General features: G+C 66.6%; 19 protein-coding genes. 11 read left to right on the top strand and 8 right to left on the bottom strand.

Annotated elements, in window-relative coordinates; all coding sequences use genetic code 11:
* Positions 1 to 37 precede the first annotated feature (37 nt).
* Positions 38 to 595, top strand: a complete 558-nt coding sequence (locus tag G5B40_RS04920; protein ID WP_165095782.1) for a gamma-glutamylcyclotransferase — start codon at positions 38 to 40, stop codon at positions 593 to 595.
* Positions 592 to 912, top strand: a complete 321-nt coding sequence (locus G5B40_RS04915) for a putative quinol monooxygenase (protein WP_165095780.1) — start codon at positions 592 to 594, stop codon at positions 910 to 912. The genes G5B40_RS04920 and G5B40_RS04915 overlap by 4 nt, the downstream gene beginning before the upstream one ends.
* Here the strand turns inward: G5B40_RS04915 and G5B40_RS04910 are convergent, their stop codons facing one another.
* The 4 genes from G5B40_RS04910 to G5B40_RS04895 form a co-directional block, all read right to left on the bottom strand.
* Positions 913 to 1,092: a hypothetical protein gene (locus tag G5B40_RS04910; protein WP_165095777.1), complete on the bottom strand. Its 180-nt coding sequence runs from the start codon at positions 1,090 to 1,092 to the stop codon at positions 913 to 915.
* A gap of 212 nt (positions 1,093 to 1,304) precedes the next feature.
* Complete coding sequence (gene hpaD / locus G5B40_RS04905; RefSeq protein ID WP_165095774.1) at positions 1,305 to 2,285, bottom strand: 3,4-dihydroxyphenylacetate 2,3-dioxygenase; 981 nt, start codon at positions 2,283 to 2,285, stop codon at positions 1,305 to 1,307.
* Positions 2,286 to 2,296: 11 nt separating this feature from the next.
* Entirely contained in the window at positions 2,297 to 3,802 is a 1,506-nt protein-coding gene (hpaE, locus tag G5B40_RS04900; protein ID WP_165095771.1) for a 5-carboxymethyl-2-hydroxymuconate semialdehyde dehydrogenase, read from the bottom strand.
* Complete coding sequence (locus G5B40_RS04895; protein WP_165095769.1) at positions 3,799 to 4,194, bottom strand: 5-carboxymethyl-2-hydroxymuconate Delta-isomerase; 396 nt, start codon at positions 4,192 to 4,194, stop codon at positions 3,799 to 3,801. Before G5B40_RS04895 ends, hpaE begins: the two co-directional genes overlap by 4 nt.
* Before the next feature lie 66 nt (positions 4,195 to 4,260).
* On the opposite strand from G5B40_RS04895, the gene G5B40_RS04890 reads away from it, so the two are divergent.
* The 7 genes from G5B40_RS04890 to G5B40_RS04860 all read left to right on the top strand — a co-directional run bounded on the left by G5B40_RS04890 (position 4,261) and on the right by G5B40_RS04860 (position 9,531).
* Positions 4,261 to 5,097 (top strand): fumarylacetoacetate hydrolase family protein, encoded by an 837-nt coding sequence (locus G5B40_RS04890; RefSeq protein WP_165095766.1) that lies wholly within the window; start codon positions 4,261 to 4,263, stop codon positions 5,095 to 5,097.
* Positions 5,094 to 5,912, top strand: coding sequence for a 2-oxo-hept-4-ene-1,7-dioate hydratase (hpaH, locus tag G5B40_RS04885; RefSeq protein ID WP_165095763.1), 819 nt, complete (start codon positions 5,094 to 5,096; stop codon positions 5,910 to 5,912). Before G5B40_RS04890 ends, hpaH begins: the two co-directional genes overlap by 4 nt.
* Positions 5,909 to 6,664, top strand: coding sequence for an aldolase/citrate lyase family protein (locus G5B40_RS04880; RefSeq protein ID WP_165095761.1), 756 nt, complete (start codon positions 5,909 to 5,911; stop codon positions 6,662 to 6,664). The genes hpaH and G5B40_RS04880 overlap by 4 nt, the downstream gene beginning before the upstream one ends.
* 107 nt (positions 6,665 to 6,771) lie before the next feature.
* Positions 6,772 to 7,194: an ATP-binding protein gene (locus tag G5B40_RS04875; RefSeq protein WP_165095758.1), complete on the top strand. Its 423-nt coding sequence runs from the start codon at positions 6,772 to 6,774 to the stop codon at positions 7,192 to 7,194.
* 84 nt (positions 7,195 to 7,278) lie between these two features.
* A complete protein-coding gene (locus tag G5B40_RS04870; protein ID WP_165095755.1) occupies positions 7,279 to 7,674 on the top strand; it encodes an STAS domain-containing protein in 396 nt (131 codons plus the stop codon).
* Positions 7,671 to 8,189 (top strand): FecR family protein, encoded by a 519-nt coding sequence (locus tag G5B40_RS04865; protein WP_165095751.1) that lies wholly within the window; start codon positions 7,671 to 7,673, stop codon positions 8,187 to 8,189. The genes G5B40_RS04870 and G5B40_RS04865 overlap by 4 nt, the downstream gene beginning before the upstream one ends.
* A gap of 1 nt (position 8,190) precedes the next feature.
* Entirely contained in the window at positions 8,191 to 9,531 is a 1,341-nt protein-coding gene (locus G5B40_RS04860) for an OmpA family protein (protein WP_165095748.1), read from the top strand.
* 3 nt (positions 9,532 to 9,534) lie between these two features.
* Here the strand turns inward: G5B40_RS04860 and xdhC are convergent, their stop codons facing one another.
* The 4 genes from xdhC to G5B40_RS04840 form a co-directional block, all read right to left on the bottom strand.
* Positions 9,535 to 10,362, bottom strand: a complete 828-nt coding sequence (gene xdhC, locus G5B40_RS04855; protein ID WP_246209710.1) for a xanthine dehydrogenase accessory protein XdhC — start codon at positions 10,360 to 10,362, stop codon at positions 9,535 to 9,537.
* Entirely contained in the window at positions 10,326 to 10,940 is a 615-nt protein-coding gene (locus G5B40_RS04850; protein ID WP_165095745.1) for a glutathione S-transferase family protein, read from the bottom strand. The genes xdhC and G5B40_RS04850 overlap by 37 nt, the downstream gene beginning before the upstream one ends.
* Before the next feature lie 246 nt (positions 10,941 to 11,186).
* On the bottom strand, positions 11,187 to 11,522 hold the full coding sequence (locus G5B40_RS04845) for a cell division protein ZapA (protein ID WP_165095742.1): 336 nt from the start codon (positions 11,520 to 11,522) through the stop codon (positions 11,187 to 11,189).
* Positions 11,515 to 11,973, bottom strand: coding sequence for a hypothetical protein (locus G5B40_RS04840; RefSeq protein WP_165095740.1), 459 nt, complete (start codon positions 11,971 to 11,973; stop codon positions 11,515 to 11,517). Before G5B40_RS04840 ends, G5B40_RS04845 begins: the two co-directional genes overlap by 8 nt.
* 169 nt (positions 11,974 to 12,142) lie before the next feature.
* Between G5B40_RS04840 and tkt the strand changes: the two genes are divergently transcribed.
* The gene (tkt, locus tag G5B40_RS04835; protein ID WP_165095737.1) at positions 12,143 to 14,158 is read left to right on the top strand and encodes a transketolase; all 2,016 of its coding nucleotides are present in this window, start codon (positions 12,143 to 12,145) and stop codon (positions 14,156 to 14,158) included.
* Positions 14,159 to 14,339: 181 nt separating this feature from the next.
* On the top strand, positions 14,340 to 15,848 hold the full coding sequence (locus tag G5B40_RS04830) for an acyl-CoA synthetase (protein ID WP_165095734.1): 1,509 nt from the start codon (positions 14,340 to 14,342) through the stop codon (positions 15,846 to 15,848).
* Positions 15,849 to 15,922: the final 74 nt, after the last annotated feature.

Raw genomic sequence — 15,922 nt, 5'->3', positions numbered from 1 at the left:
ACTGGCCGCGCCGGCGAGACGGATGTAAAACCCTCCCATGGCTAGGGAACCGCGCGACCTCTGGGTCTTTGCATATGGCTCGCTGATGTGGAAGCCGGGTTTCGATCACGTCGAACGCCGGCGCGCCCGACTGGCCGGCTATCGCCGCCGTTTCTGCCTCGATTCCATCACCTATCGCGGCACCGCCGAGTATCCGGGGCTTGTTCTCGCGCTTGACGAGGATCCGGAAGGCGCCTGCGAGGGCATCGTCTATCGCGTCGCCGCCGCGCTGCGTGAGGAGACGCACGCCTATCTCAGGGCGCGGGAACTGGTGACCTATTCCTATCTTGAACGATTCCTTCCGGTGGTGACGGATGACGGGGCCGAGGTCGACGCGCTGGCCTACGTCATGGACCGCGCCCATCAGCAATATCGTGGCGGCCTAACGCCTGAAGAGCAGGCGGCGGTGATCGCCCGCGCGATTGGTCCGGCGGGGAGCAACGCCGAGTATCTCGACAATACCGTCGCGCATCTTTCCGAAATGGGTGTTGACGACGTGGAACTCACGCGGCTTCATGGTCTCGTCGCCCGGTTGACGGGAGCGTCCGCGCCATGATCGTGATCACCGGAGAGATCGAATTCCACCCAGAGGACGCGTGGCCGGCGATGAGCGCCGCCTTGGCGATGATGGAAAGCTCGGCGGCGGAGGACGGCTGTTTCGTCTATCGGTTCTATGCCGACATCCTGAATCCGCGCCGCTTCCGGGTCTATGAGGAATGGCGCGACGAGGCCGCGCTGCAGGCGCATTTCCGCTCCCCTCACATGGCGGTGTTTCAGGAGAAGCTGGGCAAGCTCAGGGTTCTGGACAGGCGGCTCTACCGGATGTCGGTCGATGTCGTGGCGTCGCTGGGCGCGGGTGCGGGCGGCGTCTGATCAGCTGAGATTGCGGCGCTCAAAATCGCGCCGGGCCTCTTCGCAGAAAGCGACGGAAAAGACGACGTTCGACCAATCGCGGCGGGCCGGCCGGGCCGGAGTCAGCTGCCTGTCGACGACGAGCTTCAGCGGAGCCGTATCTTCGGCGATGCTTGTGTCGGGACGGGGTTCGGCGAGCATGATCTGTCCTTAGCGTTCGGTTCGGGGGGACCGCCTGCCAGAACACATTGCGGCGATCCGATGGCCGATATGTGTTCCCCTCCGACCTGAATGTGAAGGGGGGGCTGCGCCGATATGTGCGGACAGACACATGATTTCACAGAGGATTCACGCAGGGAGCGTTTCTCCGTGTTCTTTGTCACGTCATACGGTCGCCATATCACGGCGCCAGATCACGGAGCGACGATCGGCGCCGCCTTCAGGTCTGGCTCGCGCGGGGCGATTCCCGCGAACGCCGAGCCGTTTTCGAACCAGCTTCTCGGCGCCGGCGCGCCCCAGAGCGTTTGGCGCCGCGGGTCCTTCAGGTCCCAGTGAATCGGTTCGTGGTCCGGATCCACGGTCTGATAGTCCGAGCAGTAGAGTTCGATCCGGTGGCCGTCCGGATCGAGAACGTAGAGGAAAAAAGCGTTGGAGATGCCGTGCCGCCCTGGTCCACGCTCGATATTCGCGACATAGCCGGTGGTCGCCATCAGATCGAGAAGATCGATGATGTTGAGCGGGGTTGAGACCCAGAATGCGGTGTGATGGAGGCGCGGGCCGAGCCCGTTGGTGAAGGCGATGTCGTGGACGCCGCCCTTCCGGTGCATCCACGCCGCCCAAAGCGCGCCGGTGTCTTCGTCGGCGGTATATTCCGTCACGCGGAAGCCGAGCGTGTTCCAGAACGCGACGCTTTCGTCCACATTCGGCGAGAAACAGTTGAAATGATCGATGCGGAGCGGCTTCACGCCATGATAGGCGGCGTAGTTCTGGTGGATGGAAGGCAGACGGTCCATCCGGGCGTAGAACTCGACCGGAACCCCGTGCGGGTCGGATGAGGCGAGCGTCCGGCCCTGATAAGGCCGCTCGACCCATGAAGTCCGGCGTCCCAACATCTCCAGCGCGTCTTTCGCGCGGTCGAGGTCACCCTCCTCCCAAACCTTGAACGAGAGCGCGTTCGCGGCCGGCAGCTTCGCTTCGCGGAGCACGATGCAATGATGCCCGCGCTCCTCCATGGCGCGCAGGAAGAGGCGGCCCTCCGCCTCCGCCGTCACCTGAAGGCCGAGCGTGCCGGACCAGAAGGCGCGCGAAGCCTTCAGATCGGTCACGTCGAAGACCGTGTGCGACAGCCGGACGGTGTTGAAGGGCGGATGGAGGATGGGAGCGGGGAGTGGCATTCAGGTCTCCTTCAGACGCCAAGCCGGGAGATCGCGTGGCGCCCGGTCGCGAAGCCGATATGTTTCTGTTCCATGTAGAACTCGAACGACCAGTCGCCGCCGTCGCGCCCGATCCCACTCGCCTTCACGCCGCCGAAGGGCGTTGGCAGGTGACGGACGTTTTCCGAGTTCACCCAGATCATTCCGGCCTCCAGCTTTTCGGTGAAGCGGAGCGCGCGGGTCAGGTTCTCTGTCCAGACATACGCGGTCAGCCCGTATTCGGTGCCGTTGGCGATGGCGAGCGCCTCAGCTTCGGTCTCGAACGGGAGGACGGTGAGGACCGGGCCGAAAATCTCCTCCCGCGCGATGGCCATGCCGGGCGTCGCGTCGGTGAAAAGCGTCGGGCGGACATAGCAGCCGGCGCCCTCCATCACTTCGCCGCCGGCGGCGATCGTCGCGCCCTCCGCGCGGGCGGCGCGGAAATAGGAGGCGACCTTGTCGACATGCACCGGGTGAATGAGCGGCCCGATTTCAGTCTCCGGGTCCAGCGGATGGCCGACCCTGATGGCGTTCACCCTTTCGGTGAGCCGTGCGACGAATTCGTCATGGATCGACCTATGAACCAAAAGGCGCGAGGACGAGGTGCAGCGTTCGCCGTTCAGCGAGTAAATCATGAAGATCACCGCATCGAGCGCGCGCTCGATCTCCGCGTCATCGAACACGATCACCGGGTTCTTGCCGCCCAGTTCGAAATGCACCCGTTTCAGCGTCGCCGCGCCCTGGCGCATGATCTGAGAGCCGGTTCTCGACTCTCCGACAAACGCGATGGCGCGGATCCCCGCGTGTTCCGTCAGCGCCTTGCCCGCATCCTCGCCGAAACCGTTCACGAGATTCCAGACGCCGGGGGGAAGGCCGGCGTCCTCGGCTATTTCGATTAGAAGTCTGGCGGTTATCGGGGAGAACTCGGCCGGCTTGTGAACCAGCGTGCAGCCCGCCGCCAGCGCCGGCGCGATCTTCCATGTCGAGAGCATGAAGGGCGTGTTCCACGGCGTGATGACTCCGACCGGCCCGATTGGCGTCCGTGTCGTGACGTTCATCAGCGTCGGCGAGGGAAGGTTCCGGCCATCGCGCGCCGCCTCGGCGCGGTCGCCGAAGAAGCGGAAGTTCTCCGCCCCCCTCAGCGCGGCCTTCGACATGAAGCGCAGCGCCTGTCCAGTGTCGAGACATTCGAGGAAGGCGATCTCCTCGGCCCGCGCGACGATTCCGTCGGCGATACGATGAAGGATCGCGCGGCGCTCTCGTCCGGGCGTGTCGCGCCAGGTGGGAAACGCCTTTGCGGCGGCGCTGGCGGCGGCGTCGATCTCTCCCGCCCCGCCGCGCGCGACACGGGCGAGCGGGCGGCCGTCGGCGGGGGAAAGCGTTTCGAAACTCTTCTCGCTTTCGCAATCTTCACCGTCGATCCGATGGCGCACGCCGGTTTCGCGCAACCGCGCCAACCATCCCTCCGCTTTCGCGATATTGTCTTCGAGCGCGCTCATGAAGTTCCCGCCTTTTCAAGATAGTCCCGGATCGTGTTGAACCTCTTGATCGAGAGCGCGGCGTCGATCTCGCGCAACTCCAGGCTCAATGCGAAGCCGCCATCGCCGATGCGCGGCCGCAGCCAGTTTTCAGCGGCGGCGTAGATCGTTTCGGCGGCGGCCGCTTTCGCCGCTTCGTCGCGCCCGGCGCCGATACGAAGCTCCATATCGACAAAATCATGCGCGCCGCCATCCGCGATGACCGCGACGTCGGCGCGAAATCCACGCACCCTGATTCCCCCGAGTGGGAAGAGTCCGGTCGCCAACATGGCGTCGCGGAGCGTCGCCGCGAGAGCGCCAGGGTCTGCGCGCGCTTCAAGTCCGGCGCTGTATTGGAAGCTGAGATGGGGCATGTTGACCGCTGGTAATTAACGAGTTAAGCAATATCGAGGATGAAGCCGGCTGTCAAGCGAGGGGATATGAAATACTGTCGATATGAATGTGGCGGCGGCGCCCGGATCGGCGCGGTCGTCGAAGGCGGTGTGGCCGATCTGACGGTGCGGCGTGGTTTCAGAACAATGACGGATCTGATCGCAGCGGGCGCGCCAGGCGTACTTCCCGCCACGCCCGATCACGACGCCCGCGCCATTTCGTTCGACCAACCGATGCCGGAGGCGCGGCGGATCTTCTGTATCGGCGTCAACTACATGAATCGGAACGAGGAGTACAAAGACGGCTCCGACGCGCCGGCGCACCCGTCGATCTTCGCTCGTTCGCCTCTCAGTTTCACCGGACCGGACAAGCCGTTGATAAGGCCGTCTGAATCGGAGCAGCTTGATTACGAAGGCGAGATCGTCCTGGTCGTCGGCAAGCCCGGCAGGCGCATCCCGCAGGCTGAAGCGATGAACCACGTCTTCGGCCTCACCCTGATGAATGAAGGCACGATCCGGGACTGGGTGCGCCACGGGAAGTTCAACGTCACGCAGGGTAAGAACTGGGACCGTTCCGGCGCGATCGGTCCCTGGGTGGAGACGGGCCTCGACAGGCTCGATGTGACCGATCTTCGAATTGAGACGCGCGTGAACGGCGAATTGCGGCAATCGGACAGCACTGCGTCGATGGCGTTTCCTTTCGCAAAGATTATTGAATACATTTCCACATTCACCGAGATTGGGCCCGGCGACCTGATCGCCACCGGGACGCCGACGGGGGCGGGGGCGAGGCTGGACCCCCCGGTCTGGCTGAAGCCAGGCGATGTCGTGGAAGTGAGCGCGCCGGGGATCGGTGTTCTGAGGAATGGGGTGGCGGACGAATGAAACCGGATGTGATCGAGGCGCTCGCCGCCGCCTATGACAATGCGGAGCGGACGCGCGTTCAGGTCCGCCAGCCCTCGCTCGATCACCCGGAGATGACTATCGCCGACGGCTACGCCGTGCAGCGGGCCTGGGTGAAGATGAAGGTCGAGCGCGGCGAGCGTCTGGTCGGCCACAAGATTGGCCTCACCAGCCGCGCCATGCAGCAGGCGAGCCAGATCGACGAGCCGGATTACGGCGCGTTGCTGGATACGATGGTGATCGCGGACGGCGCCGCCATCGATCCCTATCGCTTCATCCGGCCGCGTTTCGAGGTCGAACTCGGATTCCGGCTGAAGGAGCGCCTCGCTGGCGACATCTCGATTTTCGACGTGATGAACGCGACGGACTATGTGATCCCCGCGATAGAAGTGATCGATGCGCGCTGCCATCAGAACGACCCGGAAACCGGAAGGCCGCGCAAGGTGATGGACACGATCTCGGACAACGCCGCCAACGCGGGGGTGATCTGGGGCGGGCGGCCGATGCGGCCCGACGCGGTCGATCTGGCCTGGATCCCCGGGGTTCTCACGCGCAACGGCGTGGTAGAGGAGACCGGCGTCGCCGCCGGCGTGCTCGGTCACCCCGCGAACGGCGTTATCTGGCTCGCCCGCCGGCTCGCGGCGCAAAGCGTCGCCCTGGATGCGGGGCAGTTCATCCTTTCCGGCAGTTTCACCCGCCCCGTCACCGGCGCCCCGGGCGACACCATCGCCTGCGATTTCGGGCCGCTCGGCGCCGTCACATGTTCAATAGCCAAAGCAAGACCGGAGACCCCATGAACCGCTTCAAAGACCGCCTGAAGACCGGAGAGCCGCTCTACGGCATCTTTCTCGGCCTCGCCCATCCGCTGACCAGCGAAGTATCCGCGTCCGCGGGTTTCGACTGGCTGCTGATCGATGGCGAGCATGCGCCGAACGATCTCGCCACCATCGTCGCGCAGGTGAACGCGCTCGCGCCGCATGACGTCGATGTCTTCGTTCGCATCCGCGACCGCGATCCCCGCCATCTGAAGCAACTGCTGGATGTCGGCGTGCGAAATTTCCTTGTTCCGGTCGTGGATACGGCCGAGCAGGCCGCTGCGCTCGCCGCCGCCACCCGCTATCCGCCGGAAGGTAATCGCGGCGTCGGGATGCTTGGCGCGCGGGCGACGAATTTCGGGCGCAATCCCGGTTATCTCGCGGACGCCAATAGGGATATCTGCCTTCTCGTCCAGATCGAGACGCGCACCGGGCTCTCGAACATGGACGCGATCATGGATGTCGATGGCGTCGATGGCGTCTTCTTCGGTCCGGCGGATCTCTCCGCCGATTTCGGTCATATCGGCAACCCGGGCCAGGCGGATGTGAAGGCGACGATTCTCGATGCGATCGCGCGCGCGCGCAAGGCCGGCAAGGCGGCGGGCGTGATGACGCTCGACGATTCGCTGATCCAGGCCTATCGCGACGCCGGGGCGAATTTTCTTTCGATCGGGCTCGACACGAACCTGCTCGCCAAGGCGGTCGACGCGTTGGCGAAAAAGTGGAAGTCCTGAAGGGCGGCGCCATCGAATAGCCGCGAGAAGGGATTATCAGCCGCCATTCTGGAACTGGATCGGGACGGGGCGATGCGGGCGGAGAAACGCGAAAGAGGCGGTGCTCGATGGCTCGGCTGAGCCGGCGCATAGGCGAGACGCTGACCGAAGTCGCCGAGGCGGCGGCGGCGGCGGAGGCGTTTTGCTCCGCCGATGGCGCGGATCAGAGTCAGTCGCTCCGTATCGGCCTCGCGCTCGATGAACTTGCGGCCAACGCGCTCGTTCATGGCGCCATGCGTGAGGAGGCGCCCGACATAACGGTCGAGGTCTGGACCGACGAGCGCGACCTCACGCTCCGAATCAGCGCGCGCGGCCCGCGCTTCGATCCGCGCGCCCCGCGCGACGTCTCCCGGCCGCAAGAATACGCGCTCGGCGGGCGGGGGCTGACCATGGTTCTCGCCTTCGCGGACGAGCTTACCTACCAGCGCGAATCGGGGCGGAACGTGACCACCTTCTCGGTCCGTAAGCACCGTGAACACGATGTGGATTGAGCCGAAAATACGGCGTAAGCTTGACCGGACCGGAAGGAGGAAGCGAGAAATGGGCGATTGCGCGCGCGCTCCGGCGGCTTGCCCATGACCGCCGGGGGGAGTTTCCCGTTCACCCTTCGGCGCGAAGAGGGCGCGGTCGTCGTGCTCTTCGGCGCCAGTCACTATCACGCCGACAGTTTAACGGCGCTGAGCGCCGCGCTTCGCAGGGCTGTTGAGATGGCGATGGAAGAGGGGGGCGCGACGGATGTCGTTGTCGATCTGTCCGGCGTCGTCCTCTTCTCCTCGACCGCGCTTCGCACGCTTCGGACCGCGCATATGGAGCTTGAAACGCACGGTGCGCGAATTGTGGCGGCTGGGGGCGGCGAACTGGTTGGCGGCGTGCTGAAATTCGCCCCTTTCGTCCGGCATTATCCCGATATCGATCAGGCTCTGGCGGCGCTCAAGGCCGAGCGTGACGCGGGGCGAAGGGGAAAGACATGAAAAGCACCGTCATCATCGCAGGAATCGTCGTCGCGACCATGGCGCCCGGCGTCTCCGCACAGAACGTGAAGAGCCTTTGCCAGGTTGAGATCCCGGCTGAGGACGCCGCCGCGGCGTCGCGGCGAGCGGAAACGGTCGGCTTCGTGAAGCGGGTCGAGGGGCAGGTGAAGGTCCTGCGCCCGAAATCCGGCGGCTTCGACGAGCTGGACGCCGAAGTCGGCATGGACCTTTACGCCGCGGACGCGGTGGCGACCGGCGCGAACGGCGGATTCGACGCGATTTTCACCGATAACACGACGATCTCCGGCGTCGCCGACACCTGCGTCGAAATCTCGACCTACGTCTACAAGGCCGCCGAAAGAACCGGAGAATTTCGTATGCGGCTGGGCCGCGGCGTGGTCTCGGTCGCCGCGGGCGAGGTCGCCAAGAGCGGAGCCGACCGGATGAGTGTCAAGATACGCAACGACACCAATCTGGCGGTGACCGGGACGAGGATCGTGATAAGGGCGAAATAGCATGATGATCAGGTGGGGGGGACTGGCGCTCGCGCTTCTCGCGGGCGGATGCGGAATGGCGCCGGAGACGACGCTGGATCCATGGGATCCGGCGGCGCGGCGCGCGGCGCTGGGTGTCGCGGCGGATGATCCCTGGTGCATTCACATGGCGGCGCTTCGCGCGTCGCTCGACGGCGACGGGCCGGCCCCGACGGACGCCGCGCGCGAGGCCGCGCTTGTGGATGTCCGCGCCGAGGCGACCACAATGAGGAATGGCGATCCGCTCTGGCCGTTCCGCAAGGCGCTGATTTGCGAATATGTCCAGGGCGCCGCCGAAGAGCGTGAGGAGTTCGACTGGGCGACCGCCGCAGAATTCCTCGAAGCGGCAAGCATGGCCGCCTCCAATCCACCATCGGAGAACGGCGTTTCCCCGCTGGTTCCGGTCTTCGATCATCTCGATGGCGGCGAGCCCGAGTCGCTGGCGCCGGTCGATCTGAGCAATCCCGCCTATTGCGACGCGCTGGAGACGTCTGAACTGGCGTTGAGCCAGCAGCGTGGCGGCGTGGTCGACGCGGTGAGTTTCCCCGGTTCGTTGCGGCGTGCGCCGGACTGGTTCGCGACGGTGCAGGTCTCTTATCACCGCTGGGCGCGAGAACAGCTTGAGGGCCACCAGATTGCGCCGGGAGCGGTGGATTACGGCGGCATTCCCTACCATTGCCATCGGTTTCACGCGGCGCAGGAAGGGTCGAAGACGTTCGCGCTGAAGGACAACCTGATCTTCCTTCTGCCGGAGTTGGATGATCCGGAGAAATCCGGCCGGCTCGTGGTGCAGGATGCGGAAGGCGGCGAGATCGTGCTGGACCGGGTGCTGGCGGCGGCGCAACTCGATTCCGACGGAAGCGAGGGCGAAGAGGTGGATTTCTTCCCCGAGGACCTCGCCGCGGCGCCGCGTCTCAGCGGCGCCGTCGAACGCTCCAGCAGCTTGCCGCCGCCGCGGGTCTTCCAGATCCATTTCGACTTCAATCGCCTTACTCCGCGTGAGGACGACCCGCAGATCGCGGCGCTGCTGACGGAGCTGGCGAAACGGGACCCCGGCGAGCCGCTGCGCATTCAACTCAGCGGGCACGCCGATTGCGTCGGCTCAAGCCGGGACAACAAGGAGGTTTCCAGCGCCCGCGCCCGGGCGGTTTTCAGCGATATCATCCGCCCGGCGCTGATAGAGCGCGGCTTCGACGAGGCCGCGCTGAACGATCGCCGCCGGTTCAAGCTCGTCGGGCTCGGCGCAAGCGCGCCGGCGGTGAAGCCGGGCGCGGTCTGCCGGCGCGAAGAGGCGAACCGGCGCGTTGTTGTGGTCGTGCAGTAACGCTCAGAATAGCGCGGCGGCGATTTCCGCCGCCGTCGCCGCGGCGATGATCGAAGGACGCCGATCCTTTGGGCCGGCGGCCCCGATCGGGCAGACAAGCCGGTCGGCGGGCGGCCCGCCCGCTCGCGAAAGACGGGAGACGAGCGTCGCGCGCTTCGTCGCCGAGCCGATCATGCCGATATAGGCGGCGTCTGCGCGCGCCAGCGCCGCTTCGGCGATCAGGAAGTCGAGCCCGTGATCGTGGGTCAGTATGACGTAGGCGGCGCCGGGAGGGGCGGCCGAGATTTCGGCTTCCGGCAACGCCGTCTCGACCGTGCGACCAAACGCGGAGAGAGGCGCCAGAAGCGGGCCGCGCTCGTCGATGACGCGGAGCGACAGAGGCAGGGGCGCCAGCGCGCGGGCGAGGGCCGCGCCGACATGTCCGGCGCCAAAGATCAGCGCCTCGGGGCGGGTCAGGGCGGCTTCCGCCGCCGCGAGCGCGTCAAGCGTCGCAGCATCCGCCCGCCGGAGGCGCAATCGGACGCGGCCGCCGCAGCACTGTCCGATTTCGGGGCCGAGCGGCTGGTCGATCTCGCGCTCGCGCGCGCCGTCGGACAACATCTCGCGCGCCAGCCCGATCGCCATGTGTTCGAGCGCGCCGCCGCCGATTGTGCCGGTCGACCCCTGCGCCGAGACCACCATCGCCGCCCCGGCTTCGCGCGGCGCGGAGCCCGCGACGCTCTCGATCCTGATCAGGACAGCAGGCGCGCCGCGGGCGAGAAGGTCCGCCAGCGTGTCTGCGAGGCCGATTGCGTTCACGCCGCCGCGCGGGCTTTCGCCACCACCCGCCACGCCGGTCGGCTCCTGACCCTTGTCATGTAGTCGGTGATCCGGCCTTCGGGGACCGGAAAGCGCGTCGCCTTCGCCCAGCCGCCGAGATGGCCGACGATGATATCCGGTACGGTGAACGCGTCGCCCATCAGGTAGGGGCCGTCGCCGAGATACGCTTCCAGCGCCTGCATCGCACGGGCGAACTCGTAGTGACACGCGGGACGCACGGCGTCCGGCGCGCGAACCTCCTCCGGCAGGGTGAAACCGTGTTTCACCATGGTCCAGAGGGGCTGTTCGATATCGTCGACGGCGAAGCTCACAAGGCTGAGCATTCGCGCCCGCCCCGGAGCGCCGGGCGGAATCGTCAGTTGACCGTGTTTTTCTGCGAGATAGAGCAGGATCGCGGTCGAATCGAAGATCGCCTGATCTTCGCCTTCCTCCGTATCGACCAGCACCGGGATCTTGCCGGAAGGGTTGAGCGCCAGCACCGCGTCGCAATGCGGTTTGGCGTCGATCACCTCATAGAGCGCGCCGATTTCCTCCAGCATCCACATGACGCGGGCGGCGCGGGAGGTGGGGGAGCCGTAGAGCGTGTACATGCCCGGTATCCTTCCGCGGACGGATTGCTGCGGCGGCAGGCGAGCCCGTCGCGACCGTCGGGGTTGGTGATCCTCGCGAACCTGGGTTACCAGGTGGGCGCCAGGTGCGTAAGACCAGGGTCGAACGCAGAGCCAGCTCCCGCGAGAAGATTTAAGGCCACTAGGATTCACGCCCCGGCACGGGAAGGACAGAACTCGCCTCCCCGAGAGATAGTCCCGGCGCGGTCGAAAGGGAAGGGCGCGCGTTCAGGCGTCTTCCGACGCGCCGCCGGCGCTCAACGCCTCGAGCCGTGCCGCCGCCGCGTCGATGGCGGCGCGCGCTTCGGTCTCGTCCATCGCGGAGAACGCCATCTCCGGCGGCGGCGCGGATTCGAGCGCCTGCTCCGCCTCGTCGAGCTTGTCGGCGAGCATCAGCGCCGACATCAGCAGCAGCCGCGCCTCGGTGATCTGCCCGCCGCCGGCGGCCAGCGCCGTCGCCTCCTCGTCGATCCTGCGGGCGAGCGCGGCGACCCGCGCCTCCTGCCCGTCGTCGCAGACGATCAGATAATCCCGGCCGCTGATCCTGACGGAAACCTCAGCCATGAGCCCCGGCCCGGCTCAGCACCTTCAACTCGCCGATCGCCGCGTCGAGCGCCTGCGCCGCCTCTTCGCGAAGCTGGGCGTCGCCGTCTCGGGCTTCGCGCAGCGTGGATATCTCCTTGAGCGCGGCGTCGCGCTCGGCCGCGACCGCCTTCGCCTCCGCCTGGGCCGCCGCGGCGGCCTGCTCGGCCTTCGCCGCACGCGCTTCGAGCGCTTTCATCGCGGTGTGGTCGCCGGCGCTCAAATCGGCCAGCTCCGTTTCCAGCGCCGCGATGCGCGCGGCGGCTTCTTCGGCCTTCGCGGCGGCGGCGGCTTTCTCATGGGAGAGCAGCCGCATCGCCTCCTTGGCCGAGCGCGCCGTCTCCGCCGCTTCGCGCCGCTCGGCGTGAAGCGTGCGCTCCAACTCTCCAACCGCCGCCGTCAATCGCTCCGTCGCCGTTTTCAGTTCACTCATGCCCGTCCCTTTCCCCGCGATCTGTCGGCGCGCCGCCGAATCGACGCCCGCGCCCCCGCCGCGGCGACACTATCGCCAGCCAGAGGCCTTGCCGCAATGCGGCTAGACCCTTAGAGACCGGTTCCACGATACATCACGTCCCGTTATCTGACCGAAAGCGCACTGTACCTTGGACATGACCGCTCTCCGCTCCGCCCATCCCGACCACTGGCGCCTGGCATCCGCGCTGCGCGTTCTTGCAATGGACGCTGTTGAAGCCGCGCAATCCGGACATCCCGGCATGCCGATGGGCATGGCCGACGTGGCGACCGTTCTGTTTCGCAATCACCTGAAATTCGACGCCGCCGCGCCCGACTGGCCGGACCGCGACCGGTTCGTGCTTTCCGCCGGGCATGGCTCGATGCTCCTTTACGGGCTTCTGCATCTGACGGGATACGAAGATTTCCCGCTCGATCAGCTGAAGAATTTCCGCCAGCTCGGCGCGCGCACCGCCGGCCATCCCGAATACGGACATGGCGCGGGGATTGAGACGACGACCGGTCCGCTCGGTCAGGGGCTCGCAACCGCAGTCGGCATGGCGATGGCCGAACGCGCGATGGCGGCGCGATTCGGCGATAAGCTCGTCGACCATCATACTTATGTCATCGCTGGCGACGGCTGTCTGATGGAGGGGATCAGCCAGGAGGCGATCGGTCTCGCAGGACGCCACGCGCTTTCGAAACTGATCGTGCTCTGGGACGACAACGGCATCTCCATCGACGGGGCCGTGGGGCTCTCCGACGTCACCGACCAGCCGATGCGGTTCCGCGCGTCCGGCTGGAACGTGATCGAGGTCGACGGGCACGATCCCGTGGCGGTGGATCGCGCCCTTTCCGAGGCGAAGGCTGGCGACAGGCCGACCCTGATCGGCTGCAAGACCCATATCGGCCTCGGCGCGCCGAACAAACAGGACACCGCCAAGGCGCATGGCTCGCCCCTCGGCGCCGAGGAAATCGCGGCAGCGCGCAAGGCCTATGGCTGGGAGCATGGACCCTTCGAGATTCCGGAGGATGTCGCACGGGCCTGGGCCGAGGTCGGCGCCCGCGGGGTCCCCGCGCGCGCTGAATGGGTCGCGCGGCTGGAGAAGGTCTCCGCCCGCCGGCGTGAGGAGTTCGAGCGTGTCGTGGCCGGTGAAGCGCCGAAGAAACTCTCCGGCGCCGTTCGCCGCCTGAAAAAGGAGATCAGCGAGGCGCAGCCGAAGATCGCCACCCGAAAGGCGTCCGAGAACGCGCTCGCCGCGATCAACCCGCTTACGCCGGAGACGATCGGCGGCTCTGCTGATCTGACCGGCTCCAACAACACGCTGACCGAGGGGCTGGGCGTCTTCTCCGCCGAGCACCCGGAAGGGCGCTATGTCTATTACGGCATCCGCGAGCATGGCATGGCGGCGGCGATGAATGGCATGGCGGTGCATGGCGGGGTCATCCCCTATGGCGGCACTTTCCTCTGCTTCGCGGATTACGCGCGGGGCGCGATGCGGCTCTCGGCGCTGATGGGCGCGCGCGTCGTCTATGTGATGACGCATGACAGCATCGGGCTGGGCGAGGACGGGCCGACGCATCAACCAATCGAGCATCTCGCCATGCTCCGCGCGACGCCGGGCATGACCGTGCTGCGCCCCGCCGATGCGGTGGAGACGGCGGAGGCCTGGGAGATCGCGCTGACCCTCAACGGGCCGAGCGTGCTGGCGCTGACAAGGCAGGGTCTGCCGACGTTGCGCGTGAAGCATCAGACCCGCAATCTCTCCGCGCAGGGCGCCTATGTGCTGGCGGAGGCCGAGGGGAAGCGACGGGCGATCTTGCTGGCCACCGGATCCGAGGTTGAGATCGCGATGGCGGCGCGGGAATCGTTGCAGGCGGAGGGGATCGGCGCGCGCGTCGTTTCGATGCCGTCTTGGGAGCTTTTCGCGGCGCAGGACGAAAGCTACCGGCGCAAGGTGTTGCCGCGCGGCGCCGTCCGCGTCGGGATCGAGGCGGCCGGCGGCTTCGGCTGGGATCGTTGGCTGACCGGCGAGCGCGGCGACAGCCGCAAGGCCGCCTTCATAGGCATGGAGGGCTTTGGCGCCTCCGCCCCGGCGCCCGCGCTTTACGAGCATTTCGGGATCACCGCCGAGAAAGCGGCCGCCGCGGCGAAAGCCCTGCTCTGAGATTGCGGAGAGCGTATTGCGGCGCGCGCTGGGCGCCGAAGGCGAAATCCGGCCCACGTGAGCCGGGATCGTCGTCGTTCGGCCGCGCCGAGGGCGGAATACGGTGCAATCCGGTTGGTGTCCGCACTAGTCTCTCCCTGACGGGCGGCGTTCAGACCGCCCCGCCAAGGGGAGACGAGACATGCGCCATTACGACTGGATCTCGCATCACGCGCTCATGCGCCCAGACGCGCCCTGTTGGACCGATCTCCATTCGGGGCGCGATTTCACCTATCGCGAGGCCGAGGATCGCTGCCGCCGCCTCGCCGCGCATCTTCAGCGCCAATGCGGGGTGAAGCGCGGCGACCGGGTCGCGGTGCTGACGATGAACTCCACCGACCAGATGGAGATTCATTCAGCCTGCGCGATGATCGGCGCGATCTTCCTGCCGCTGAACTGGCGGCTGGCGGCGCCGGAGATCGATTTCATTCTTTCCGATTCCGCGCCAAGGGTCCTGATCCATGACGGCGCGACGGCTGAAATCGTCGCCGCTCTGACGGCGAAAACCGGCCATGTCGTCGAGACGACCGGCGGCGGCGGCTCCTCACCCTATGAGACCGCGATGGCTTTGAGCGACGGCGATTTCAGGGCGGAGGCGATGAGCCATGAGGATACATGGACGATCATGTACACCTCCGGCACCACCGGCCGGCCGAAGGGCGCGCCCAACACCTATGGCATGGCGTTCTGGAACGCGGTCAATCTCGGCGTGCCGACCGGCGTCAACCCGACGTCGACCGGGCTCACCCTGCTGCCGCTCTTCCATACCGGGGGGCTCAACACCTATACGACGCCGGTGCTGCATGCCGGCGGGCGGAACCTGATCATGCGCGCCTTCGAGCCGGGACTGGCGCTCTCGCTGATTTCCGACCCGGCGCTGAGGATCACGCATTTCCTAGGCGTGCCGGCCATCTACCTTTTCATGAGTCAGCATCCGTCGTTCGCCGACGCGGATTTCTCCGGCGTCGTCACCGCGGCGGTTGGCGGCGCGCCGACGCCCGTGTCGCTGCTGGCGACATACAAGGCCAAGGGCGTCCCCATCGTTCAGGGGTTCGGCATGACGGAGACCAGCCCCTGCGTTTCGCTCCAGACCCCGGAGATGGCCTTCGCGAAGCCCGGCAGCGCCGGCCGGCCGATCCTGCACGGTGAGTTGAAGGTGGTGCGCGAGGATGGGGCCGACGCCGCGCCCGACGAGATTGGCGAGCTTTGGGTGCGCGGCGCCAACATCACGCCCGGCTACCGGAACCGACCGGAGGCGAATCAGACCGAATTCACCGATGGCTGGTTCCACACCGGAGACGCGGCGCGGCTGGACGGCGACGGCGACCTCTGGATCGTGGATCGCTGGAAGGACATGTATATTTCGGGCGGCGAGAATGTTTATCCGGCCGAGGTGGAGAACGCGCTCTTCGCCATTCCCGGCGTCGCCGACGCCGCCGTGGTCGGCGCGCCGGACGAGAAATGGGGCGAGGTGGGGTGCGCCTTCCTCGTCGCGAAGCCGGATTCCGGGCTCGACGCCGAGGCGGTGACCAGCGCGCATCAGGGCAGGATCGCGCGCTTCAAGATCCCTGCGCGCGTCGAGTTCATCGAGGAATTGCCGCGCAACGCCACGGGCAAAATCCTGAAACGGGAGTTCCGCGAGCGAAGCTGACCGTCGGGGTGGGGCGCGCTGAACGGAGCTTCTTCTCTGGCCGCCACGTTGAGCCACGGAATCCTCCATGCAGG

Origin of the sequence: Pikeienuella piscinae (genome assembly GCF_011044155.1) — a bacterium.
Classification (GTDB): Bacteria; Pseudomonadota; Alphaproteobacteria; order Rhodobacterales; family Rhodobacteraceae; genus Pikeienuella; species Pikeienuella piscinae.
This window is presented reverse-complemented; position numbering and strand designations above follow the sequence as displayed.